The organism is Streptomyces sp. NPDC030143 (assembly GCF_055573695.1).
The window spans coordinates 161,942-186,060 of record NZ_JBVIAY010000010.1; the positions used below are offsets into that span (position 1 = coordinate 161,942).

The 24,119-nt window shown below is 74.3% G+C and carries 17 protein-coding genes; 11 read left to right on the plus strand and 6 right to left on the minus strand.

What is annotated here, in order from left to right:
- Positions 1–19 precede the first annotated feature (19 nt).
- Both ACZ4YY_RS19460 and ACZ4YY_RS19465 read right to left on the minus strand, forming a co-directional pair.
- A complete protein-coding gene (locus ACZ4YY_RS19460) occupies positions 20–1,534 on the minus strand; it encodes a M23 family metallopeptidase (RefSeq protein WP_468291286.1) in 1,515 nt (504 codons plus the stop codon).
- Between the two features lie 269 nt (positions 1,535–1,803).
- Complete coding sequence (locus ACZ4YY_RS19465) at positions 1,804–2,709, minus strand: esterase/lipase family protein (protein WP_468291289.1); 906 nt, start codon at positions 2,707–2,709, stop codon at positions 1,804–1,806.
- Positions 2,710–3,218: 509 nt separating this feature from the next.
- Between ACZ4YY_RS19465 and ACZ4YY_RS19470 the strand changes: the two genes are divergently transcribed.
- Complete coding sequence (locus tag ACZ4YY_RS19470; RefSeq protein WP_468291292.1) at positions 3,219–3,635, plus strand: cobalamin B12-binding domain-containing protein; 417 nt, start codon at positions 3,219–3,221, stop codon at positions 3,633–3,635.
- Between the two features lie 408 nt (positions 3,636–4,043).
- Here ACZ4YY_RS19470 and ACZ4YY_RS19475 read toward each other — a convergent pair whose 3' ends face one another.
- Together ACZ4YY_RS19475 and ACZ4YY_RS19480 are read right to left on the minus strand one after the other, a co-directional pair.
- A complete protein-coding gene (locus tag ACZ4YY_RS19475; RefSeq protein WP_468291294.1) occupies positions 4,044–5,702 on the minus strand; it encodes a DUF5691 domain-containing protein in 1,659 nt (552 codons plus the stop codon).
- A gap of 58 nt (positions 5,703–5,760) precedes the next feature.
- Positions 5,761–7,110, minus strand: coding sequence for an SWIM zinc finger family protein (locus ACZ4YY_RS19480; protein WP_468291296.1), 1,350 nt, complete (start codon positions 7,108–7,110; stop codon positions 5,761–5,763).
- 156 nt (positions 7,111–7,266) lie between these two features.
- Between ACZ4YY_RS19480 and ACZ4YY_RS19485 the strand changes: the two genes are divergently transcribed.
- The 7 genes from ACZ4YY_RS19485 to sucD all read left to right on the plus strand — a co-directional run bounded on the left by ACZ4YY_RS19485 (position 7,267) and on the right by sucD (position 17,308).
- Positions 7,267–8,397, plus strand: coding sequence for an ATP-binding protein (locus tag ACZ4YY_RS19485; protein WP_468291299.1), 1,131 nt, complete (start codon positions 7,267–7,269; stop codon positions 8,395–8,397).
- Positions 8,394–10,862, plus strand: coding sequence for a DUF5682 family protein (locus ACZ4YY_RS19490; protein ID WP_468291301.1), 2,469 nt, complete (start codon positions 8,394–8,396; stop codon positions 10,860–10,862). Before ACZ4YY_RS19485 ends, ACZ4YY_RS19490 begins: the two co-directional genes overlap by 4 nt.
- On the plus strand, positions 10,859–12,088 hold the full coding sequence (locus ACZ4YY_RS19495; RefSeq protein ID WP_468291304.1) for a vWA domain-containing protein: 1,230 nt from the start codon (positions 10,859–10,861) through the stop codon (positions 12,086–12,088). Before ACZ4YY_RS19490 ends, ACZ4YY_RS19495 begins: the two co-directional genes overlap by 4 nt.
- A gap of 481 nt (positions 12,089–12,569) precedes the next feature.
- Complete coding sequence (locus ACZ4YY_RS19500; protein WP_468291307.1) at positions 12,570–13,304, plus strand: hypothetical protein; 735 nt, start codon at positions 12,570–12,572, stop codon at positions 13,302–13,304.
- A 134-nt stretch (positions 13,305–13,438) separates the two neighbouring features.
- A complete protein-coding gene (locus ACZ4YY_RS19505) occupies positions 13,439–14,779 on the plus strand; it encodes a hypothetical protein (protein WP_468291310.1) in 1,341 nt (446 codons plus the stop codon).
- A gap of 434 nt (positions 14,780–15,213) precedes the next feature.
- A complete protein-coding gene (gene sucC / locus ACZ4YY_RS19510; protein WP_468291312.1) occupies positions 15,214–16,395 on the plus strand; it encodes an ADP-forming succinate--CoA ligase subunit beta in 1,182 nt (393 codons plus the stop codon).
- A 28-nt stretch (positions 16,396–16,423) separates the two neighbouring features.
- A complete protein-coding gene (gene sucD, locus ACZ4YY_RS19515; RefSeq protein ID WP_468291315.1) occupies positions 16,424–17,308 on the plus strand; it encodes a succinate--CoA ligase subunit alpha in 885 nt (294 codons plus the stop codon).
- 134 nt (positions 17,309–17,442) lie between these two features.
- Here the strand turns inward: sucD and ACZ4YY_RS19520 are convergent, their stop codons facing one another.
- Positions 17,443–18,762: a helix-turn-helix domain-containing protein gene (locus ACZ4YY_RS19520; protein WP_468291318.1), complete on the minus strand. Its 1,320-nt coding sequence runs from the start codon at positions 18,760–18,762 to the stop codon at positions 17,443–17,445.
- A gap of 96 nt (positions 18,763–18,858) precedes the next feature.
- Between ACZ4YY_RS19520 and ACZ4YY_RS19525 the strand changes: the two genes are divergently transcribed.
- A complete protein-coding gene (locus ACZ4YY_RS19525; RefSeq protein ID WP_468291321.1) occupies positions 18,859–20,442 on the plus strand; it encodes a cell division protein PerM in 1,584 nt (527 codons plus the stop codon).
- A 369-nt stretch (positions 20,443–20,811) separates the two neighbouring features.
- Here the strand turns inward: ACZ4YY_RS19525 and ACZ4YY_RS19530 are convergent, their stop codons facing one another.
- Positions 20,812–21,594, minus strand: coding sequence for a hypothetical protein (locus ACZ4YY_RS19530; RefSeq protein WP_468291324.1), 783 nt, complete (start codon positions 21,592–21,594; stop codon positions 20,812–20,814).
- A gap of 254 nt (positions 21,595–21,848) precedes the next feature.
- Between ACZ4YY_RS19530 and purN the strand changes: the two genes are divergently transcribed.
- Both purN and purH read left to right on the plus strand, forming a co-directional pair.
- Complete coding sequence (gene purN, locus ACZ4YY_RS19535; protein ID WP_468291327.1) at positions 21,849–22,487, plus strand: phosphoribosylglycinamide formyltransferase; 639 nt, start codon at positions 21,849–21,851, stop codon at positions 22,485–22,487.
- Positions 22,484–24,064 carry a bifunctional phosphoribosylaminoimidazolecarboxamide formyltransferase/IMP cyclohydrolase gene (purH, locus tag ACZ4YY_RS19540; protein ID WP_468291330.1) on the plus strand — a complete coding sequence of 527 codons (1,581 nt, stop codon included), beginning with the start codon at positions 22,484–22,486 and terminating at the stop codon, positions 24,062–24,064. The genes purN and purH overlap by 4 nt, the downstream gene beginning before the upstream one ends.
- The last annotated feature ends 55 nt before the right edge of the window (positions 24,065–24,119 follow it).

The window sequence follows — 24,119 nt, forward strand, 5'->3', positions numbered from 1 at the left end:
GCGTTCGTCGGACGGCCGCTCAGGTCGGGTCCAGCCCGTGGCTGCGCAGCCACGACAGCGGGTCGATCGACGAGCCGCCGCCCGGCCGGACCTCGAAGTGCAGGTGCGGACCGGTGGAGTTGCCGGAGTTTCCCGAGTACGCGATCGGTTCGCCGGCCTTCACCGTCGAACCGGAGCTGACGCGGTAGCTGGAGAGGTGGCAGTACCAGGTCTCCGTGCCGTCCTTCGCCGTCACGATCATCATGTTGCCGTAGGCGCTGTTCCACTGCGTGCGGACGGTGCCGTCGGTCGCGGCCATCACCGTGGTGCCGTAGGCGACGGGGAAGTCGATGCCGGTGTGCATGGACATCCAGTTGATGCCGGACTGGCCGTAGTAGGCACTGAGCCCGTGCTGGCCGACCGGCAGCGCGTACTTCGGACGCAGCCGCTCCTTGCGGGCCGCCTCCGCCGCCGCCTTCTTCTTCTCGGCCTCCTGCTGCGCCTTGAGGTCGATACGTTCCTGCGTACGGCTGGCCCGGTCGGCGAAGGCGTCGGCCTCGGCGGTGAGCGTCTTGAGCTGGGTGTCCAGCTTGTTGTTGGCGGCGGATGGTTTCACCGCCTGCGCCTCCGACGCCGTCGCGGTGGTGTCCTTCTCGTCGCCGCCGGTCAGCGTGCCGACGGAGGCTGCGGCGATGCCGGCCACGCCCATGACGCACGCGGAGGGCACGGCCACGGTCAGCAGGGCCGAGCGTCGCGCGGGCGCACGGCGCCGGGAGCGGTTCGCGGCGCGGCCCGCGGTACGCGGGACGGGAGCCGGAGTGGCCTCCTCCTGGTCGTCGAGGAGGGGCACCGCCGGAAGCTCGCCGGTGGCCGTCGACTCGTCCTCGTGGGAGGGGAGTTCGTGGTGGACGCCGGACTCGTGGTGGCCGGCGTGCTCGTCGTACGAGGTGTGCTCGTCGTAGCCGACCTGCTCGAAGGCGGCGGTGTGCTGCTGGTCGAACGGCAGCTCCGCGTGCTGTTCGTACGCGTCCGCGCCGGGGGCGTCGCCGTCGCCGGTGGAGTTCCACTGGGTGGCGTCGTAGGCGCCGGTGTCGAAGGCCTGCGTGCCCCATTCCCACTGCTGGGTCCGGTCGGCCGGGCCGCCGGTCTGTTCGGGCTGGAGCCAGGTGCCGGCGTCCCACTGCCCGCTGCTGTCGGCCGGCGCGGCCTGCGCGGGGATGGCGGACAACTGCTGGTCCGGGGCCCAGGCGGCCGTGTCGTACGCGCCCGTGTCGTAGGCGGCGTGGTGCTGGGCCGCGTACGGGTCGTAGTTGAGGGTCTGCTGACTGCCCGTGGCCCACTGCGTGGCGTCGTATCCGCCGGTGGAGGCGCCGTCGCCCGGAAGCTCGCCGAAGAGGGGGTCGGCCGCGAAGTGCCCGGTGGAACGGGCCTCGTGGTCGTAGCCGTCGTGGGTGGTGCCGTGACCGGCGGTGAAGTCGCCGTAAGTGGCTTCCTGGGTGCCGTACGACGCGTAGGGCGGGGAGTCGGCGTCAGAAGCCGGAGCCGGGGTGGTCATGCTCCCCGACGGGTGACGGTCGTTCACCAACTTCTCTCTCGCCTCGACAACAGGGGCTGCCAGAGCAGTGCGGCGACTGTACCCGGCGGTACGCGGGCACGACAATCTTCCGCAGGTTTCGTGCCCGGGGGAAAGGGGCATTCGGCCCTGTTTCGGGGGAGGGCGGGCGCGGGTTTTGGCCCTACGTTCGACATGCGTTCGATTGTGAGGGATGTGCGCGGGGGTGCGGCGGGGCTCCGGAGGGGCGGCCGGGAGGGGTGCGCCGGGTGTCAGGCCACGGTGGCGCCGTGCGTGGGCGCGGTCGCGGTGGCGCGTTCGGCGTCCAGGGCCTGGCGGATCCCGGCGGCGACGGCCGGGTGCACTGGCAGGGCGAGGTGGCCGATGCCGGTGACCTGCACATTCTCCGCGAGCAGGTCGGGGTGGTCGACGCGGGCGGACTCCAGCGGGTCCATCAGGTGGTCGAGGTCGCTCCAGAAGCTCACGAAGCGCGTGCGGCAGCCGGGCGCCGGCCGCGACAGCTCCTCGATCACCTCCGAGCCGGGGCGCATCTGGCGCACTATGGGGTGCGCGTTCGCCAGGGGCGCCACCCGGGTGCCCGAGTGCGGCGTGCCCAGCGTGACCAGCGTCCGCACGCGGGAATCTCCACCCAGGCGCTGCACGTAGTAGCGGGCGATGAGACCGCCGAGGCTGTGGCCGACGATGTCGACCCGGCCGCTGCCCGTGCGCGCGCAGATCTCCTCGATGTGCCGGCCGAGCAGCTCGGCCGCGATGCGGATGTCGCAGGTCAGCGGCGAGTAGTTGAGCGACTCGACGCGATGCCTGCCGTGCTGGGCGAGGTTGCGCCGCAGCAGGACGAAGACGGAGCGGTTGTCGATGAAGCCGTGCAGCAGGACGACGGGGAGCGCGGCGCGGGCCTGGGCCGGCAGCCGTGCCGGCTCGGCGGCGCCGGTCGGGTCGGACCCGCCGGGCACGTCGTCCGCGCCGGGCAGGGCGGGGGTCACCGGGTCACGCCGCTCCTGGGCGATGCCGGAGGGGTAGAGAAGCAGGTGCCCCGCGAGGATCACGATCTCCAGGGCCGTCGCCTTCAGCAGGGTGGCCGACAGAGTGGCCAGCCTGATCGGCAGCAGACGCCGACACAACGGGAGCAGGGGCTGAACCGCCCGCGTGACCTGCATGGCCGACCTCCTGTCGGCACGCGGACGACGCCTCCGTCCCCCGTGTGCCCTCGTGCGGAAGTCTCATGGAGGTGGTCACGACGGGGCGCGATGGGGGCGGTGGAGTGCGGCTCGGGTTCCCCGGCGCTCCTCACTGACGCCGATCGGTCGGCGGGTCCCCTGCCGGTGTGGCGAGGCTCCCCGCTGCGTGCCGTACCTGCCCTGCGTGTCCATCGTGCCTGCGCCGATGCGCCGCACCGTCACGGCGCCGGCCTGCGACGCGGCGTTGCGGCGACCTCGTTGCGGCTCCCGCTGTGCGGGTTCCCCCTCGAGTTCCCCGGTGGAGGAGAAGGAACCCCGCGTGGTGAACGTGTCCCATTGTGTGATTTCCCCCTCGCTGCGCGCCATGAAACTGCCGGTTGCGGGATGCTGGCGATAACGTTCGTTCACTTCCCCCGGCCGGTGTGGTGGTACCTCTCGGTACGCAGGGAATCGGTACGGATGGATGTAGTCGCTTCATGGAGGCAGTGATGGGTGTGGCAGCCGGTCCGATCCGCGTGGTGGTGGCCAAGCCGGGGCTCGACGGCCACGATCGCGGGGCCAAGGTGATCGCGCGGGCGCTGCGCGACGCCGGTATGGAGGTCATCTACACCGGCCTTCACCAGACCCCCGAGCAGATCGTCGACACCGCGATCCAGGAGGACGCCGACGCGATCGGTCTGTCCATCCTCTCCGGGGCGCACAACACGCTCTTCGCGGCCGTGATCGAACTTCTCAGGGAGCGGGACGCGGAGGACATCCTCGTCTTCGGCGGGGGCATCATCCCGGAGGCGGACATCGCGCCGCTGAAGGAGAAGGGCGTCGCGGAGATCTTCACGCCCGGGGCGACGACGGCCTCCATCGTGGACTGGGTGCGCGCGAACGCACGGCAGCCCGCCGGCGCGTAGGACGCATCGGCGGCGGTCTGGCGGCGCGGGCACGGGCCGGCGGCGCGGGCCCGACGCGGTCGTGGGCGGCCTCCGTGTGCTGGTGTGCGGTGGTGCGCGGTGGCGCCTCCTGGCCCGTGCTGCACCTCCGCTGTTCTGGGCCTTCTGGGTGCCTGCGTTCTCGGCTGAGTGGTCGGGCCTTCCGGTGTCCTGTGTCTGTACCTGTGTCGTCGGGCCTTCCGGTGCCCGTCTGCGCCTGAGCGGTCGGGCCCTCCGGCGTCGGACGGGTGGTGGGCGCGCGCCGACTGCTTCCCAGTCGCGTCGGCCGAACGCGCGCCCGTTGCAACCACGGGGACCTCCAGCAGCGGGCTCCCCTCCAGCAGTGGGCTCCCCTCAGGCAGGGGGCTCCCCTCAGGCAGTGGGCTCCCCCTAAACACGGGGCTCCCCCGCGAGCTCCTCGTTCATCACCGCCCGCAGCCGCAACGTCGTCCCCAGACGCTGGAACGCCTCCGCCCAGTAGCCCCCGGCCCCGGGTGACGCGTCCTCCGATTCGTCGGGGACCGCCAGCAGACCGTCGAGGCGGTCCGCCTCCGCGGGGTCGAGACAGCGTTCGGCCAGACCCATGACGCCGCTGAAGCTCCACGGGTAGCTCCCGGCGTCACGCGCGATGTTGAGCGCGTCGACCACCGACCGGCCGAGCGGCGCCGCCCACGGCACCGCGCACACGCCGAGCAGTTGGAAGGCCTCCGACAGTCCGTGCGCCGCGATGAACCCGGCCACCCATTCGGCCCGCTCCTGCGTCGGCAGCGTCCCGAGCAGCTTCGCCCGCTCGGCGAGGGACACCGCGCCCGGCCCGCCCGCCTCGGGTGCCGACGGCACCCCCAGCAACGCCCGCGCCCAGTCGGCGTCCCGCTGTCGCACGGCGGCCCGGCACCAGGCGGCGTGCAGCTCGCCCGTCCAGTCGTCGGCCACCGGCAGCGCCACGATCTGCTCCGGCGTACGGCCCCCCAGCCGGGCCGGCCAGGTGGCGAGCGGGGTGGCCTCCACCAACTGCCCCAGCCACCAGGACCGTTCGCCCCGGCCGGACGGCGCCTTGGGCACCACTCCGTCACGCTCCATCGCCGCGTCGCACTCGTGCGGCGCCTCCACGACGATCGTCGGCGTGTCCCGGGTCGGGTCGAGGGCCACGCAGGCGGAGGCCCGCACCGCCATCCGCGCGGCGAGCGCTGAACCGGGCAGCGCCGACAGCAGCTCCGCGGCCGTGGCCCGGACGTTGCGGCTGCGGTCGGCGAGGGCCTGTTCCAGGAACGGCTCGTCCCGCGGGCCCAGGCCGGTGCGCAGCGAGTCGAGGAACATCAGCCGGTCCTCGGCACGCTCCGTCGGCCAGCCGGAGGCGAGCAGCTCACGGGCGGCGTCGGCGTCGCGGGCGCGGATCGAGGACAGCAGGGCGACCCGCTCGGCGAACAGGCCCTCCCGCCAGAGCCGCTCCACCCGGTCGCCTTCCCCCGGGCCGGGCAGGGACGCCCCCGCGCCCGGGGCGGAACGCAGGGCGAACCGCCAGTCCGGGTTGAGCCGGGCCAGCCACAGGGCGCGCGGGCCCGCGAACTCCAGCGCCGCCGGACGCAGGTCCGTCCGGCCCCGGGCCGCGTCGAGCAGCGCGGGCAGGGCCGTGGCGGGGGCGGCGAATCCGCGCGCGTTGGCCGCCGCCAGCCACTGGGGCAGCAACTCCGTCAGGTCCGGCGCCGTGCCCCTGCGGCCGCCTCCGCCGGTGCCGGGACGGTCGGCCAGCAGCAGGCCCAGCCGGCGGGCCGCGGCGGCGGGCAGCGACGCGCGCGGGTCCTCCGGCGCCGGTTCCGGCAGGGGCGCGGCCCGCCCCGGGCGCAGCCCGGCCCGACGCCGTACGGTCTCGGCCGCCGCCGCGTCCAGCAGGGCCGTCGGCGCGTCCCGGCCCGGGGCCGTTCCGGGGGGTGTGCGCCGGTCCGTGCCGAGGAGCGCGCAGGTGACAAGGTCCTCCCAGACCGGTGGTGGGGGGAGGGGGGACCGCGCGTCGGCCGGTGGCGGGGCGGCGGGGCCCGGGGTGCCGTTCATGAGGTTCCCTTCCGTCCCGTGAGGTGGTCCTGCGTCGGATGGGGTGCGGGGTCGCAGGTCAGCACAGCCGCACCGCCTCTCCCCGGTCCGTCGGCCAGGCCGTCAGGGGAGTGAAGCCGCGGTGGCCGCACTCGCCGAAGACCTTGACGGGGGCGCCGCCCGAGAGGGCGACCAGACGCCACAGGCCGGGGCGGGCGGCCGCGGCCGGGGTGAGGGGCAGGGCGGTGTCTCCCGCGGCGTCCGCCAGCTGCCAGGCGTCGCCGTCCCTGGTCGGTACGACGTCGTCCAGGGTGACGGGGACCGAGTCCAGCCAGGGGTCGTCGCGCAGCGCCTCGCCGTACCGGGCGGCGGCCTCGGCCGTCGTCGTCCCCGGCGGGCGGGCGCCGGTCGGGGCGGGCGGGCCGAACTGCTCACCCAGGGCGGCCCGCCGCTGCCCGGCACCCGGGAAGGCGGTGACCTCCGCGTCCAGGGCCAGACCGACCGGCAGCGCCAGGTCGGGTGCGCGGCCGGCGGCGCCGTAGGAGAGGAGGAGCGCCGTGCGGCGCGAGTGGGCGCCGTGGAGCCAGATGCGGCGGGTCGTCAGCCTGGCGTCCGCCGTGTCGTACTGCGCGAGGACCAGCCAGTCGTCGCGCAGGGGCGGGCCCGACGGGGTAACGGGCAGGCCCACGCGGGTGCGGACCGTCGCCGCCAGCGCCTCCGGCAGGTGCTCCCGGTGCAGCCAGCCCCGGTCGAGCAGGTGGAGCAGCGCGCACTCCTCCAGCAGCCGCACCGGCCAGCCGGGGCCGGACGACGGGATCGCCCCCAGCTCCCGGACGCGCGCCGCCAGACCGGGCGCCTGGGCGTCGACCATGCGGGCCGCCGTCTCCTCCCACAGGCCGTGACCCGCCTGATCGGCCGTGGCCAGACCGGAGCGCACCAGGTCGGCGAGGCGCTGCTCCAGCTCCGTCACTCCCGCCGTGACCCGCTCGGCGCGGCGCTCCGCTCTCCGGCGCGCCGCCTCGCGATCAGAGGCGGTGGAACCGCGGGCGTCCCTCTCCCGTTCCCCCTGTGCACGCCCGCGCCGGCCCGCGATCCACTGCTCGGCCCAGTCCGGTGCCTCCCCCGCCGGCACCGCATCCGGCCCGCCCGACCAGAGAAGCAGCAGCCCGAGCGCGTGCTTGCACGGGAACTTGCGGCTCGGGCAACTGCACTTGTAGGCCGGTCCCGACGCGTCCGCGACGTCGACGACCGTCCGGTACGGCGTGCTGCCGCTGCCCTTGCACAGCCCCCACACCGCCCCCTCGTCCGAACTCCCCGTGCCGGACCAGGGCCCGGCCGTGCCGAGCCTGCCGCCCGCCGTGCGTGACGCGGCGTCAGGCGCCAGTGCCAGCACCTGGTCCGTGGTCCAGCGCACCCCCTGCTCAGTCATGCCGTCGAAGGTAGATCCACCCACTGACAATCGGCCCGGAAAGCCCGCCCGCCAGTACGTTTCCGCAGGTCAGATCGCATTGTCAGTGCCGTGGTGCACGGTGGACACCAGATCCGAACCGGATCCGAAACCGGCCGAGCTGGAGGGGGCCTCAGCATGTCCGTGTCCGCCGACCCGACGTTCGCGGGACCGAGCGAGCAGCAGCCGTCCGAGGCGCTGCGCCCGCACGCCGAGGACGCCTTCGCCCATGAACTCGCCGCGCTGGCCGCGCAGGACGACCGCCCCCGCCCGGCCCGCTGGAGGCTGTCGCCGTGGGCGGTGGCGACGTACCTCCTCGGCGGCACCCTGCCGGACGGCACGGTGATCACACCGAAGTACGTGGGCCCGCGCCGCCTCGTCGAGGTCGCCGTCACCACCCTGGCCACCGACCGCGCCCTGCTCCTGCTCGGCGTGCCCGGCACCGCCAAGACCTGGGTCTCCGAGCACCTGGCCGCGGCCGTCAGCGGCGACTCCACCCTGCTCGTGCAGGGCACGGCGGGCACCCCCGAGGAGGCGATCCGCTACGGCTGGAACTACGCGCAGCTGCTCGCGCACGGGCCGAGCCGGGACGCGCTGGTGCCCAGCCCCGTCATGCGGGCCATGGCCGAGGGCATGACGGCCCGCATCGAGGAGCTGACCCGCATCCCGGCCGATGTGCAGGACACGCTCATCACCATCCTGTCGGAGAAGACGCTGCCGATACCGGAGCTCGGGCAGGAGGTGCAGGCCGTCCGCGGATTCACTCTGATCGCCACGGCCAACGACCGCGACCGCGGGGTCAACGACCTGTCCAGCGCCCTGCGCCGCCGCTTCAACACGGTGGTGCTGCCGTTGCCGGAGAGCGTCGAGGCCGAGGTCGACATCGTCGCGCGGCGCGTCGACCAGATCGGCCGCTCCCTCGACCTGCCCGCCGGACCCGACGGCATCGACGAGATCCGCCGCGTCGTGACCGTCTTCCGCGAACTGCGCGACGGGGTCACCTCCGACGGGCGCACGAAGGTCAAGTCACCGAGCGGCACCCTGTCGACGGCGGAGGCGATCTCCGTCGTGACCAGCGGCCTCGCCCTCGCGGCCCACTTCGGCGACGGCGTGCTGCGCCCCGGTGACGTCGCCGCCGGCATCCTCGGCGCCGTCGTCCGCGACCCGGCCGCCGACCGGGTCGTGTGGCGGGAGTACCTGGAGACCGTCGTGCGCGAGCGGGACGGCTGGACGGACTTCTACCGGGCCTGCCGGGAGGTGAGTGCATGAGCGGAGCCGGGGCGGCCGGTGTGCGGTGGCCGCTGCTGCTCGGGGTGCGGCACCACGGTCCGGGGTCGGCGCGGGCCGTGCGGCGCGGCCTGGAGGCGGCCCGGCCGCGGACCGTGCTGATCGAGGGCCCGCCGGAGGCCGACGTACTGATCCCGCTCGCCGCCGACGAGGACATGCGGCCACCGGTCGCGCTTCTCGGCCACGCGGTGGACGAGCCGGGGCGTTCGGCGTTCTGGCCGCTGGCCGAGTTCTCCCCGGAGTGGGTCGCCCTGCGCTGGGCGCTGGAACACGGGGTGCCCGCCCGTTTCATCGACCTGCCGGCCGCACACACGCTGGCCTGGCGGGAGGAGGACCCCGATCCGGACGAGGCGGCGCAGGACACCGCGCGGGAACCCGCCGCGGAGCCCGCGCTGCGTGTCGACCCCCTCGCCGCGCTCGCCGACGCCGCCGGGTACGACGATCCGGAGCGCTGGTGGGAGGACGTCGTCGAGCACCGGGGTGCCGGGGAGCGGGGCCCGTTCGCGCCGTTCACCGCGATCGAGGAGGCGATGACGGCCCTGCGGGAGACCTGCGACGACACGGGCCGGGACCGGGACCCGGTGCGGGAGGCGTACATGCGGCTCCAGGTGCGGGCGGCGCGGCGGGAGTTCGGCGACGACGGAGTCGCCGTGGTGTGCGGTGCGTGGCACGTGCCCGCACTGCGGCACAGGACCACCGTCGCCGCCGACCGGGCGCTGCTGAAGGGTCTGCCGAAGGTCAAGGTCGACCTGACGTGGGTGCCGTGGACCCACCGCAGGCTGGCGCGGGCCGGGGGGTACGGCGCGGGCATCGACTCGCCGGGGTGGTACGGGCATCTGTTCGCCGCTCCGGACCATCCGGTCGAGCGGTGGCTGACCAAGGTCGCGGGGCTGTTGCGGGAGGAGGACCGGCTCGTGTCCTCGGCGCACGTCATCGAGGCGGTCCGACTGGCCGAGACCCTCGCCGCGCTGCGCGGCCGGCCGCTGCCCGGACTGAGCGAGACGACCGACGCCGTGCGGGCGGTGATGTGCGAGGGCTCCGACGTGCCGCTGGAGCTGGTGCGGGACCGGCTGGTCGTCGGCGACGTGCTGGGGGAGGTGCCGGCCACCGCGCCGGCGGTGCCGCTGCAGCGCGACCTGGACCGGCTCCTGCGTCGGCTGCGGCTCAAACCGGAGGCGGCGGAGCGGGAGGCGGAACTCGATCTGCGCCGGGAGAACGACGCCGAGCGCAGCAGACTGCTGCACCGGCTGCGGCTGCTGCGCGTCGAGTGGGGGGAGCCCGTCGTCTCGCGCGGCAGCACGGGCACCTTCCGGGAGACCTGGCGGCTGCGCTGGGAGCCGGAGCTGTCGGTGCGGGTTGCCGAGGCCGGGGTGTGGGGGACGACGGTGCTCGCCGCCGCGACCGCCAAGGCGGAGGCCGACGCCGTCGCCGCACGCGCCCTCGCCGAGGTGACCGCGCTCGCCGAGCAGTGCCTCCTGGCCGGCCTGTCCGACGCGCTTCCGACGGTCATGCGGATCCTCGCCGACCGCGCGGCGCTCGACGGCGACGTCGGCCATCTCGCCCAGGCCCTGCCCGCCCTCGTCCGCTCCCTGCGGTACGGCGATGTGCGCGGCACCGACACGGGAGCACTCGCCGAGGTCGCCGCGGGCCTCGCGGAACGGGTCTTCGTCGGACTGCCCCCCGCCTGCGCAGCACTGGACGCCGACGCGGCCGAGGAGATGCGCGCTCACGTCGACGCGGTGCACGGCGCGGTGGGGCTGCTGGAGGAGGCGTCGGCGGAGGGATCCGGCCCGGAGGGGCGTGCGGCGACGAGCGTGGGGGAACGAGGGGAGCGGCTCGGGGCGGGGAGCCTCCGGGAACGCTGGTGGGCGGTGTTGCGGGTGCTGTCCGGGCGGGACTCCGTGGTGGGCGTCGTGCGCGGGCGCGCCGTGCGGCTCCTTCTGGACGACGGGGAGCTGGCGCGGGAGGAGGCGGCCCGGCTGATGGGGCTCGCCCTGTCGCCGGGGACACCGCCGGCGGAGGCGGCCGCCTGGATCGAGGGCTTCGTCGGAGGCGGTTCGGGCGGGCTGCTGCTCGTGCACGACGAGCGGCTGCTCGGCCTGGTCGACGGATGGCTGACGACGGTGCCGGCGGACGCCTTCACGGACGTACTGCCGCTGCTGCGGCGGACGTTCTCGGCGTACGAGGCGGGGGTGCGTCGCACGCTCGGGGAGTTGGTGCGGCGGGGTCCGGGCGGGCAGGGGAGAGGGGCGGAGGCGGTGGGCTCCCTCACCTCCGGCTTCGCGGCCGACCTCGACCCGGCCCGGGCGGACGCGGTACTGCCGGTGGTGCGGCTGCTGCTGGGTCTGGACGGGGGCGGCGACGACCTGGCGGGGGCGGACAGGGGCGGCGAGGGACCGGCGGGTTCGGATCGGGAGGACAACGACCGTGTGGAGGTGTGGAGATGACGAGGGCATCGGCGGGGGACGGGGGAGCGGCCCCGGCGACGGGGGTGTCGGGGGCGTCGGACGCCGGGCGGGAGCGGTTGCGGCGGTGGCGGCTCGTGCTCGGGGGTGACGAGGCCGACGGCACCGGGTACGCGCTGTCCGGGCAGGACCCCGCCATGGACCGGACGCTCACCGCGCTCTACGGGAAACGGGACGGAGGGCGGGCGGGGCGGGACCGTTCGGCGGGGCTCGGGGCGTCGGCGCCGTCGGTGGCGCGTTGGCTCGGGGACATCCGGACGTACTTCCCCTCCTCCGTCGTCCAGGTCATGCAGCGCGACGCCATCGACCGGTTGGGTCTGGCCACACTGCTGCTGGAGCCGGAGATGCTGGAGGCGGTGGAGGCCGACGTGCACCTCGTCGGCACACTGCTCTCACTGAACAAGGCTATGCCGGAGACGACGAAGGAGACGGCACGGGCCGTCGTGCGCAAGGTCGTCGAGGACCTGGAGAGACGGCTCGCCACCCGCACCCGGGCCACCCTCACCGGCGCCCTCGACCGCAGCGCGCGCGTCGCACGCCCCCGGCACCACGACATCGACTGGAACCGCACCATCGCGGCCAATCTCAAGCACTACCTGCCGGAGTACCGGACGGTCGTGCCGGAGCGGCTCGTCGGATACGGGCGGGCGTCGCAGTCCGTGAAGAAGGAGGTGATCCTCTGCATCGACCAGTCGGGGTCGATGGCGGCGTCGGTGGTGTACGCGTCGGTGTTCGGGGCGGTGCTGGCGTCGATGCGCTCGATCAGCACGCGGCTCGTCGTCTTCGACACGGCGGTCGTCGACCTCACCGACCAGCTCGACGACCCGGTCGAGGTGTTGTTCGGCACCCAGCTCGGCGGCGGCACGGACATCAACCGGGCGCTCGCCTACTGCCAGTCGCGGATCACCCGGCCCGTGGACACCGTCGTCGTGCTCATCAGCGATCTCTACGAGGGCGGCATACGGGACGAGATGCTGAAGCGGGTCGCGGCGATGAAGGCGTCGGGCGTGCAGTTCGTCGCCCTGCTCGCGCTGTCCGACGAAGGGGCGCCCGCCTACGACCGGGAGCACGCGGCCGCGCTCGCCGCCCTCGGCACACCCGCCTTCGCCTGCACGCCCGATCTGTTCCCGGAGGTGATGGCGGCGGCGATCGAGAGGCGTCCGCTGCCCGTTCCGGACCCGGTCGGCGAGGGGGCAAAAGTGACATGACGGGCCATCGGTGAGGGGGCTTGCGCGTCCGAGGGAGCGCCGTGCAAGGATCGGCGCGTCGATTCGTCGTACGGGAGGTCCCGCCCTCTTGGCCTGGCCCCACCACCTTCTCCCCGGTGCCGCTCCGCGCGTCCTGCGTGGGCTGGTCGGGCGGCGTGCGCTGCGTGGGGTACTGCGTGCCGCGCTGTTGGTGGGCGGATTGCTCGCGCTCGGGATCCTCTTCGGGGGGCAGGCGCAGGCGGCGGACGGGAGCGTGCCGGGGGTGACGGTGCCTCGGGTCTCCGAGCGGCTTCCGCTCCCGGCAGCGGATACGTCTCAGGTCGACGACCCGGGTCGGGATGGCGGTTCAGCTCCGGCCGCTGCTCCGGCTCCGCTGCCGCCCGCGGCGCGGATCACTGCTTCGGCGTCGGTCACTGCTTCGGCGTGGGTCCCTGCTTCCGCGTGGAGCCCCGCTTCGGCTCCGGTCCCGGCCGAGGCTCCGGTGCCGACCCACACTCAGGCCGAGCAGGCCGAGCAGGCCCAGCAAGTGGAGCAGGCCGAGCAAGTGGAGCAGGCCGTGCGGTCGGCCGGTTCCGTCGTGGAGACCGTGACGGGGAAGCTCGGCGAGATCGGGGCGGAGGTGCTGCCGGTGTCCTCGGCGCCGAGCCTGCCGGCGTCGCCGTCCCCGCCGGCGATGCCGCCGCTGTCGTCCCCGCCTTCGCTCCCCTCGGTGCCCGCGCCGACCCTGCCGCGCCTTCCCGACTCGCCCTCCTTCCCGTCTCTTCCCTCCCCGCGGTTCCTCCCGTCCTGGCAGGTGCCCGGACAGACGTTGCCGGTGCCCGTCGGGTCGTCGCCCGCGCCCGGGGGCGAGGAGACCGCACCGGGACACGGTGACGAGGCGGCGGCCTCCGCGACGGGACCGACGCGGGGGACCGGCGTGTTCACGGTGGTGGCGGGTGGCGCGCACGGGGCGCACCACCTCGATCAGCGGGCCTGGCGTACCGCGCACGGCGGCCGGGCCGGGACGGCGCCCGCGCACCGGGCGCCCGCCGGTGATCTGAACGGGGCGCTGGGCAACGCGCCCGTGGCCGACAGCGGTACGGGGCGGTACGGCGACGCGCACGCCGTCACGCCGTACCACCGGGTGCCGCTGCGGCTCGTGCCCGGCAGCGCCGTGCGTACGGACGCGTCCGAGACCCAGGACAGGTACCGGGACATTCCCGTCTTCCCCGGCTAGGGCAGGCCTTCACCCGCCGTAGACCTGCCGCGCGGGGGCGGAGACAGGTCTGCCCGCCGCCCGGAGCCCTTTCCCCTCGCTCCGGAGCCGGAATGTCCCCAAGGCCACGCCTTTCCCGAAGGATCGACGTACCCATGAACAAGAACATCCGCCGTTCCCTCGTCATAGCCGCCGGCGTCACGGGTGCCGTGGCGCTCGGGTCGGCCACCGCCGACGCCGACGAGCTGCCCGCTTCGTCCCTCTCCCTGCCGGACGCGTTCACCGGCGTCGACGACACGGCCCACTCGGTGACCGGCACGGCCACCGAAGCCGTGCCCGCGGCCACCGAAGCCGTGGTCGCCGGCGACACCACCGGCACTGCCACCGATACCGTCGCCACCGTCACCGGCACGGCGGCCGGCGTCGCCCCGCAGACCCCCAGGGTCAGGGGCGCGGAGGCCATCCAGGGCGCCCGTGCGGCCCGTGCCGCGACCGCCGCGGTGAAGCCCGCCGCCGCCCACACCGCCGCCACCGAAACCACCACCGCCGTGACCGCCCCCGACGCCCATCCCGCGGTCGACTACCTTTTCGGTCCCCTCTCCGCCTTCGCCCCGGAGTGGGAGCAGGTGGCGCCCACCGCGCGGACGCATCTCGCGGGCACAGCCCTGGCCGCAACCACCGTGACCACCGCGACCGCCCTGAACACCGCGACCACCACGACCGCCGCGACCGCCGGCACCGTCGTCGACGAGACCGGCGCCGCGGTCGTCCCGCCGGTGGCCGGTTCCGCCGTGGACGGGGCGGTTCCGGTCGCCGGCGGCGCGGTGCACGGCGTCGCGCCGGTCGTCGGGCGGGCCGTGGACGGCACCGTGCCCGTCGCCGGACACGCGGTCGACGCGGCGGCTGGACTCGCGTACGGCGTGCTCGACGACGTGCGGGCGGTGGTGGGCGGGGCCGTGCAGGGCCTGTGGCCGGTCGCCCAGGGCGTCGCCGCGGACGTTCCGCCGTACGCCACCGGGCTGGTCGGGGACGTTCCGCCGTACGCCACCGGGCTGGCCGGGGACGTTCCGCCGTACGCCACCGGGCTGGCCGGGGACGTCGCGCGGGACGCGACGGGCGCGGTACTGCCGCCGGTCGCGCACACCGCCGTGCGGGCCGTCGTGCCGGTCGCCGGCCAGGCGGTCACGGACGCGGGCGCGCTGGCACAGGGCGTCGGCGGCGACGCCACGGGCTTCGCGCACGACGTGACCGGCTCGACGACCGTCCTCGCGCAGAGCGTCACCGGCACGGTGGACGCCCTCGCGACCCGGGTCACCGCGCCCGTCGGCTCCTTCGCCGTGGACGTCACCGGTGACGCGGGCGCCTTCGCGCAGGACCTGAACGGCACCGTCCACGCCACCGCCCACCCGCTGGCCGGGCACGCCGCCGACGGGGCCGTGGGGGTCGCCGAGGCCGTCACCCCCGGATTCGTCCAGCGACACACGCCGGCCGTCTGACGAAGCCCTCCGCGGGCAGCGGAAGAAAGCGCTCCGCGGGGCCGAGCGACCCGGACGGCCGAAAGCCGTCGGAAGCGTCCGGCCGTACGCCCCGCGGAGAGGGCCGGGTCGTCCTCATTGGGGTGAGGACGACCCGGCCTGAGCCCCTCCGGGGCTGTTCAGGGGGTCTCACCGGGCCAACCCCAACCCGGTGAGACCCCTCACCCCGGGCACGGCGTGCCAGTGATCCCGGCATCGTGTGACAGGTATCACCGCTCAGGTGTGACCCGCGATTTAGAGGCCCCCCGGAAGCAGCGATAGCCTGCGATACGGACATGCCGCGCGCTCGGACACCGTGTGCGCTTCCCCTGTGACACATGCGGTCGTCACGTTGCCCTTCGCGGCACGCCCACGCATCCAACGAACCGCGAGATCACTGATAGGGACGGAAGCGCGTGGACCTGTTCGAGTACCAGGCGAGGGACCTCTTCGCCAAGCACGATGTACCGGTGCTGGCCGGTGAAGTCATCGACACGCCTGAGGCGGCGCGCGAGATCACCGAGCGTCTGGGCGGCAAGTCCGTCGTCAAGGCGCAGGTGAAGGTCGGTGGTCGCGGCAAGGCCGGCGGCGTCAAGCTGGCCGCCTCCGCGGACGAGGCCGTCGCCCGGGCGACGGACATCCTCGGCATGGACATCAAGGGCCACACGGTCCACAAGGTGATGATCGCCGAGACCGCCCCGGAGATCGTCGAGGAGTACTACGTCTCCTTCCTCCTCGACCGTGCCAACCGCACGTTCCTCTCCATCGCCTCCGTCGAGGGCGGCATGGAGATCGAGGAGGTGGCGGCCACCCGTCCGGAGGCCGTCGCCAAGACGCCGATCGACCCGATCGACGGCGTGGACGAGGCCAAGGCCCGCGAGATCGTCGAGGCCGCGAAGTTCCCGGCCGAGGTCGCCGACAAGGTCGTGAACGTCCTCGTCAAGCTGTGGGACACCTTCATCAAGTCGGATGCCCTCCTCGTCGAGGTCAACCCGCTCGCGAAGGTCGCCTCCGGTGACGTCATCGCCCTCGACGGCAAGGTGTCGCTGGACGAGAACGCCGAGTTCCGTCACCCCGAGTACGAGGAGCTCCACGACAAGGCCGCCGCCAACCCGCTCGAGGCGGCCGCCAAGGAGAAGGGCCTCAACTACGTCAAGCTCGACGGCGAGGTCGGCATCATCGGCAACGGCGCGGGCCTGGTCATGTCGACCCTGGACGTCGTCGCGTACGCCGGTGAGAACCACGGCAACGTCAAGCCCGCCAACTTCCTGGACATCGGTGGCGGTGCCTCCGCCCAGGTGATGGCGAACGGTCTCGAGATCATCCTCGGCGACCCGGACGTCCGCTCCGTCTTCGTCAACGTCTTCGGCGGCATCACCGCCTGTGACGAGGTCGCCAACGGCATCGTGCAGGCCCTGAAGCTTCTCGAGGACCGCGGCGAGGAAGTCACCAAGCCGCTCGTCGTCCGCCTCGACGGCAACAACGCCGAGCTGGGCCGGCAGATCCTCACCGACGCCAACCACCCGCTGGTGCAGCGCGTCGACACCATGGACGGGGCGGCCGACAAGGCCGCCGAGCTGGCCCACGCCGCCAAGTAAGCACTCAGGACGAGGACACCAACACACCATGGCTATCTGGCTCAACAAGGACAGCAAGGTCATCGTCCAGGGCATGACCGGCGCCACGGGCATGAAGCACACCAAGCTCATGCTCGGTGACGGCACCAACGTCGTGGGCGGCGTGAACCCGCGCAAGGCGGGGCAGACCGTGGACTTCGACGGCACCGAGGTACCGGTCTTCGGCACCGTCAAGGAGGCCATCGAGAAGACCGGCGCCGACGTCTCCGTCATCTTCGTGCCGGAGAAGTTCACCAAGGACGCCGTCGTCGAGGCCATCGACGCCGAGATCCCGCTGGCCGTCGTGATCACCGAGGGCATCGCCGTGCACGACACGGCCGCGTTCTGGGCGTACGCCGGCAAGAAGGGCAACAAGACCCGGATCATCGGCCCGAACTGCCCCGGCGTCATCACGCCGGGCCAGTCCAACGTCGGCATCATCCCGGGCGACATCACCAAGCCGGGCCGCATCGGCCTGGTCTCGAAGTCCGGCACGCTGACGTACCAGATGATGTACGAGCTGCGGGACATCGGCTTCTCGACCGCCGTCGGCATCGGTGGTGACCCGATCATCGGCACGACGCACATCGACGCGCTCGCCGCGTTCGAGGCCGACCCCGAGACCGACCTGATCGTCATGATCGGTGAGATCGGTGGCGACGCCGAGGAGCGGGCCGCGGACTTCATCGCGAAGAACGTGACCAAGCCGGTCGTCGGCTACGTCGCGGGCTTCACCGCGCCCGAGGGCAAGACCATGGGCCACGCCGGTGCCATCGTCTCCGGTTCGTCCGGCACCGCCCAGGCGAAGAAGGAGGCCCTCGAGGCCGCCGGCGTCAAGGTCGGCAAGACGCCGACCGAGACGGCGAAGCTGGCGCGGGAGATCCTGGCCGGCTGAGGCGTTCGACCGCACACAGGTGGGCCCGCTCCCCGGACGGGGGGCGGGCCCACCTGCGTCTTCGGTGCCGTACCCGGACCCGCGCCCGCACTCGTACGTGCGCGTCGCACCCGCACCGGCAAGGGGTTGGGGGGTCACCTCGCCTCGGGAACCAGTCTGACCGGACCGTGGGCCGTCCCCGAGCGGAGCTTGGCGCGCAACGCCAGTTCCGCGTCCGACAGGGCGCCCGGGACGGCGCGCGGGGGGATGCCCTGGACCGTCTCGCCGGGCGGGACGGGGGGCTCGTAGCGGGTGGGCGCCGTGAAGAGGGTCAGGGCGGTGGCGCCGATGATCGCGACCGTGAACGCGATCGCCGCCCGGGTCCAGCAGCGGGCCCGGCGTTCGCTGCCCAGCCGCACGGTCGGCGGCTTGGCCGCGCGCAGCCGTTCCGTGGACGCCAGTTCCACCAGCCGGCGGTGCATCGTGGCGGGGTCCGCCAGGTCGGGCAGGCGGGCGGCGACGGCCTGCCGGGCGTGCACCAGCCGGTTCGCCGCCGCGAGGGTGCTCGCCTCCGTCTCGGCCGCGGTCTCCGGCAGCCCGAGGCCGACCCCGTCGTGCAGCAGGAGGGTGCGGCGGTAGGACGGCGGGAGGGCCAGGAGGGTGTCCAGCAGCGCGCGGTCGGCGGCGTCGGCGGGCGGCGGTTCGGGGTGGCGGTAGCGGGGGCGGAACCGGTGCCAGGGGGAGAGGGCGTACTCGTACGTCGTCGCCCGCACCCAGCCCGGCGGATCCGGATCGCGGGCCACCTCGGGCCAGCGTTCCCAGGCGACCTGGAAGGCCCGCTCGACCGATTCGCGCGCGAGCTCACGCCGTCCGGTGAGGAGGTAGGCCTGCCGGACGAGGGCGGGGACGCAGAAGGCGTAGAGCGCGTCGAAGGCCTGATCGGGGGTCAGGGAGGGGCCCGCCTCGTCCACGGCCGGGGTTGCGGCCGACGGACGGGCCACGGCCGACACGTGGCCGGGGGGTTCGGCTCCCGCCCGCCTCGTCCTGGTCCTCGTCCTCCTCGTACTCACCGACACCGCCACCGGCACGGCCCCGGTCACCGGTGGTACGGCCCCACCCGCACCCGCCCTCTGACGCGCACCCGCCCCCGGACGTGCCCCCGCTCCGGCCCCCGGAAGCGAGCCCGCACCCGCCCTCGGACGCCCACCCGCATCCGCCCGCGAACCCGCCCCCGCCCCCGGCTTCGCTCCCACCCCCGTCCTGACCGGTGTCGGCCCGGCCGGCGCGGCCAGCAGTCTCGCGTACGCTTCCCGCTTTCGGCCGAGGGGAGTCGACCGTCCGGCCTCCCACGCGCGCACCGTCTCCCGGCTGACGCCCACGCGGGCCGCGAGCTGGGCCTGCGTCAGTGAAGCCCTCTCCCGCAGGCGCCGGCGCTCCTCGGGTGGGGGGAGCGGGGTGTCGGGACTCCGCGTCACAGGGCACCCCTTCGTACGAAAAAGTACATAAACGTATATTGAGCGACACAGCGGAACTTCTCCTGTTACGACGGGAAAGCGCGTGTCGTTGGGAGCATGACGGTCGTGATCCAGATGACCGCTCGCCGACCGTCGTTGTCGTCCCTGTTGTCGCGCCTGCTCGCCCGGATGCGCCACCGTCCGCCCGGCCTGGCCACCGGCGTGTTGGGCGGCGTGCTGGCAGCCGGACTCGGACTCGGTTCGTTCGCCGTGCTCGTGATGGTGCTGTGGATCAGTTCGCCGTACCCGGACAGCGGGCCGGAGGGCGCGCTGCACGTCGCCGCCGCGCTGTGGCTGCTGGCGCACGGCGCGGAGCTGGTGCGCGCCGACACGCTCTCCGGGGCCCCGGCGCCGGTCGGGGTCACGCCGATGCTGCTGCTCGTCCTGCCGGTGTGGCTGGTGCACCGCGCGGCGCGGGACGCAGTGGAGGGCGGTGACGAGGACGCCCCGCTGATCAGCGCCCGCACGGCGTGGAGCGGCGTCGTCATCGGCTATCTGACCGTGGGGGTGGTCGCCGCCGCCTATGCGGCGGGTGGGGTGCTGCGGCCCTCGTGGGGCTGGACGGTCGTGTGCGTGCCCGCCGTCGCCGTGTCGGCGGCGGGAGTGGGCGTCTGGACGGCGTACGGGCGTCCGGGCGGGCCCGTGGACAGGGCGCTGCGGGTGCTGCCGCGCGGGCTGCGGCGCGCCGTCCTCGGGGCGGACGGGTGGGAGGGGCTCGGGGTCGCCGCGCGGGCGGCGGGGGCCGGAGGCGCGGCGCTCGTCGGAGGCGGGGCGTTGCTCGTGGCCGCGTCGTCCCTGTGGCACCTCGGAGCGGCGCGCGGCGCCTTCCTGCAGCTGACCGAGGGCTGGTCGGGGCGGTTCGCGGTGCTGCTGCTCTGCGTGGCGCTGGTGCCGAACGCGGCGGTGTGGGGCGCGGCGTACGCGGTGGGCCCCGGGTTCGTGCTGGGCGCGGGGCATGTGGTGCGGCTGTCGTCCTCGGACCCGGCGCCGCTGCTGCCCCCGTTCCCGCTGCTGGCGGCGGTGCCGGACCCGGGGCCCGGGGCGCTGCCGAACTGGGCGGCGGCCGTGCTGGTGACCCTGGTGGCCGGGGCCACGGTGGGGGTGTTCGTGGGGCGGGGCGCGGTACGCGTGGTCGGCGGTGCGGCCTGGTCGTGGGGCCGGACCATGGCGGTGGCGGTGTGCGCCGGGATGACGTGCGGGCTGTCGCTGGCGGTGCTCGCGGGGCTGGCGGGCGGACCGCTGGGCGTGGGGGTGCTGGCCCGGTTCGGGCCCGTGTGGTGGCAGGTCGGGCCGGCGGTGGCGGCGTGGTCCGTGGCGGTCGGGGTCCCGGTGGCGCTGGCGGCGCGGTGGTGGGGCCGGCGCCCGAGGAGCACGCGGTCCCGGTCCGGTTCCGAGTCCGCGTCGGGGCCCGAACCCCTGCCCGTCGCGCTGCCCGTCCCCGCCCCCGCTTCCGGCTCCGCGTCGGTGGTGCGGGACGACGACGATGCCCCGCACCACGCCTCGCACGAGAACCCGCATGATGACGTCTACGACGTCACCGAAGCCGTGGCGGACGCGGAGTGGCGGGACGACGAGGCGGCCCGGGAGGCGCGGTGGGCCGCGTTGCGGGAGGCGGCGGGGGAGGACGAAGCGCCGGCATGACCCCGACCGCACGGGAAGCTCCGGCATGACCCCGACCGCACACGAAGGTCCGCCGTGACCCCGACCGCACGGGAAGCTCCCGCATGACCCCGACCGCACACGAAGGTCCGCCGTGACCCCGACCGCACCCACCACAGGGACCGCCGACCCGTCGGCTACCCACCCCCGGGAGCCCACGCAGAGACGCCGACCGTCAGCCGTCCGCCCTGTCGGCGTCGTCGGCGGCCCGTCCCGTCCGCCAGCCCGTCGGTGGGGCGGCTGGACGACGGCGACGCCCCGTACGACGCGGGCCCGAACCTCGCCCACCGGGCCGCCTCGACCCCGTCAGCCGTCCGCACCGCTGCCTGCCCCCTGACGCAGGCGCACGCCTCAGCCGTTGGCCCCCAGGATTCCCCGCAGTCCGTCCGGCAGCAGGTCGCTGCACGACTGCTTCGCCTCGTTGGTCAGCGCGTCGTTGGTGCACGTGTAGTAGTCGCGGTAGACCAGCTGGGCCGTGAAGGTCACCGCGACCAGGGCCAGGGCCAGCGAGGCCGTGACCAGGCCGCTGATCGCCGCCGTGCTCTGGGGGCGGCCCGTGGGCTGGGGCGCCGGGTTGTCGGGGTCGGGGGTGCGGGGCTTGGCGCGCAGGGCGCTGATGCCCCAGTGCAGGGCGAGGGCGCCGAGCAGCAGGGCGACGTAGGGCCAGCCGAAGAGGGCGAAGAAGAAGGCCCACATGCCGCTCAGCAGGGCGTAGCGCGCACGGCGCTGGGCGGGGTCCGTGGGGTCCCAGCGGGGACCGGGCTTGCTGCCGGACCCGCCGCCCTCGGGGCCGCCTCCGCCACGGGGGCGCTCGCCGAAACCGCCCTCCGGGGAGCGGCCGGGCTGACGGTCGCTCCACTGACTGCCCCACGGGGAGCCGCCGCGCGAGCCGTGGGGATCGCCGGAGCCGTCACCCCCCGGGGCGGGGTGGCGGGGCTGCCAGGGGCGGTCGGGCGTGCCCTCCGGCGGCGGTGCGAACGGGTTGTCGTCCTCGCCGCCGCCCTGCGCCTCGGGCGGGGAGGCCGGGCGCCGCTCCCGCAGCACCACCGCGCCGCGCTCCCCTCCCTGCGGCGACTGCGGCGACTGCGGCGGCTGCGGGGGGAGCGTGAGGAGTCGCAGACTGCGGTCCGGCATCAAGAGAGCGTCTTCCCCTAGGTGATACGGCTTTCTGACGTGAGCTGTCACTTCGGGAACGCACCGCACGACCACCGCGTTCCCGAGCCCGCTCGCCCCAGACGCTACCTTCCGGCCACGCCCCCGTCCCGTGGGGGCCGTCCGGAGTGCCGGTATCGTTGCTGACGGTCGGCCGCTTCGTAGACTTCCCCGTATCCCGGGGCGCGAAGCGTTCGTACGACCGCACAAACGCACCCCCGAGAAAGGGCCCCGCCGTGGCCGCCAAGCCCGTGGCCGAGCCGGTCAAGCGCCTCGTCGTGCTGGTCTCCGGATCCGGTACGAACCTCCAGGCGCTCCTCGACGAGATCGCCGCCGCAGGTGCCGGGGCCTACGGCGCCGAGGTGGTCGCCGTCGGCGCGGACCGCGAGGGGATCGAGGGGCTCGCCCGTGCCGAGCGCGCCGGCATCCCGACCTTCGTGCGGAAGGTCAAGGAGTACGGCACGCGTGAGGAGTGGGACGCCGCCCTCGCCGAGGCCGTCGCCTCCCACGAGCCCGACCTCGTGGTCTCCGCCGGTTTCATGAAGATCGTGGGGAAGGAGTTCCTGGCCCGGTTCGGCGGGCGGTTCGTCAACACCCACCCCGCGCTCCTGCCCAGCTTCCCGGGGGCCCACGGAGTGCGCGACGCCCTCGCCTACGGGGCCAAGGTCACCGGCTGCACCGTCCACTTCGTCGACGACGGCGTCGACACCGGCCCGATCATCGCGCAGGGCGTGGTGGAGGTCCGGGACGAGGACGACGAGAGCGCGCTGCACGAGCGCATCAAGGAAGTCGAGCGAAGGCTGCTCGTCGAGGTCGTGGGGCGCCTCGCCCGCAACGGCTATCGCATTGAGGGACGAAAGGTAGTTATCCAGTGACCGCCGACAGCACTGTCACGGCCGAGAGCGGCAAGCGGGCGATCCGCCGGGCGCTCGTCAGCGTCTACGACAAGACCGGTCTGGAAGAGCTCGCCCGCGGGCTGCACGAGGCCGGCGTGGAACTGGTCTCCACCGGGTCCACCGCCGGACGCATCGCCGCCGCCGGTGTGCCCGTCACCAAGGTCGAGGAGCTCACCGGGTTCCCCGAGTGCCTCGACGGCCGCGTCAAGACCCTGCACCCCAGGGTCCATGCCGGCATCCTCGCCGACCTGCGGCTCGAGGACCACCGGCGCCAGCTCGCCGAGCTGGGCGTGGAGCCGTTCGACCTCGTCGTCGTCAACCTCTACCCGTTCCGCGAGACCGTCGCCTCCGGTGCCTCGCCGGACGAGTGCGTCGAGCAGATCGACATCGGCGGCCCCTCCATGGTCCGCGCCGCCGCCAAGAACCACCCGTCGGTCGCCGTGGTCACCAGCCCGGCCCGCTACGCCGACGTCCTCGCGGCGGCGCAGGGCGGCGGCTTCGACCTCGCCACCCGCAAGCGCCTGGCCGCCGAGGCCTTCCGGCACACGGCCGAGTACGACATCGCGGTCTCCTCCTGGTTCGCCTCCGCGTACGCGCCGGCCGACGACTCGCCGTTCCCGACCTTCCTCGCCACCAGCCTGGAGCGCGCGCACACCCTGCGCTACGGCGAGAACCCGCACCAGCCCGCCGCCCTCTACACCGCCGGCACGGGTGGCCTGGCGGAGGCCGAGCAGCTGCACGGCAAGGAGATGTCGTTCAACAACTACACGGACACGGACGCCGCCCGCCGTGCCGCGTACGACCACGACGAGCCCGCCGTCGCCATCATCAAGCACGCCAACCCCTGCGGCATCGCGACCGGCGCCGACGTCGCCGAGGCGCACCGCAAGGCGCACGCCTGCGACCCGCTGTCCGCGTTCGGCGGCGTGATCGCCGTGAACCGGCCGGTCAGCAAGGAGATGGCGGAGCAGGTCGCGGAGATCTTCACCGAGGTCATCGTCGCGCCGGACTACGAGGAGGGGGCCCTGGAGGCCCTCACCAAGAAGAAGAACATCCGCGTGCTGCGCTGCCCCGACGGCCCCGCCCACCCCGTCGACGTCAAGCCGATCGACGGCGGTGCCCTCCTCCAGGTCACCGACCGCCTCCAGGCCGACGGCGACGACCCGGCCGACTGGACCCTCGCCACCGGCGAGGCGCTCCCCGCCGACGAACTGCGCGAGCTCGCGTTCGCCTGGAAGGCCTGCCGGGCCGTGAAGTCCAACGCGATCCTGCTCGCCAAGGACGGCGCCTCGGTCGGTGTCGGCATGGGGCAGGTCAACCGGGTCGACTCCGCGAAGCTGGCCGTCGAGCGGGCCGGCGCCGAGCGTGCCGAGGGCTCCTACGCCGCCTCCGACGCCTTCTTCCCCTTCCCCGACGGTCTGGAGATCCTGACCGAGGCCGGGGTGAAGGCCGTGGTCCAGCCGGGTGGGTCGGTCCGCGACGAACTGGTCGTCGAGGCCGCGCAGAAGGCCGGCATCACGATGTACTTCACCGGGACGCGGCACTTCTTCCACTGAGCCGCACGAGCGCGGGGGCCCGCCGGTCCATGACCGGCGGGCCCTTCGCGCGCGG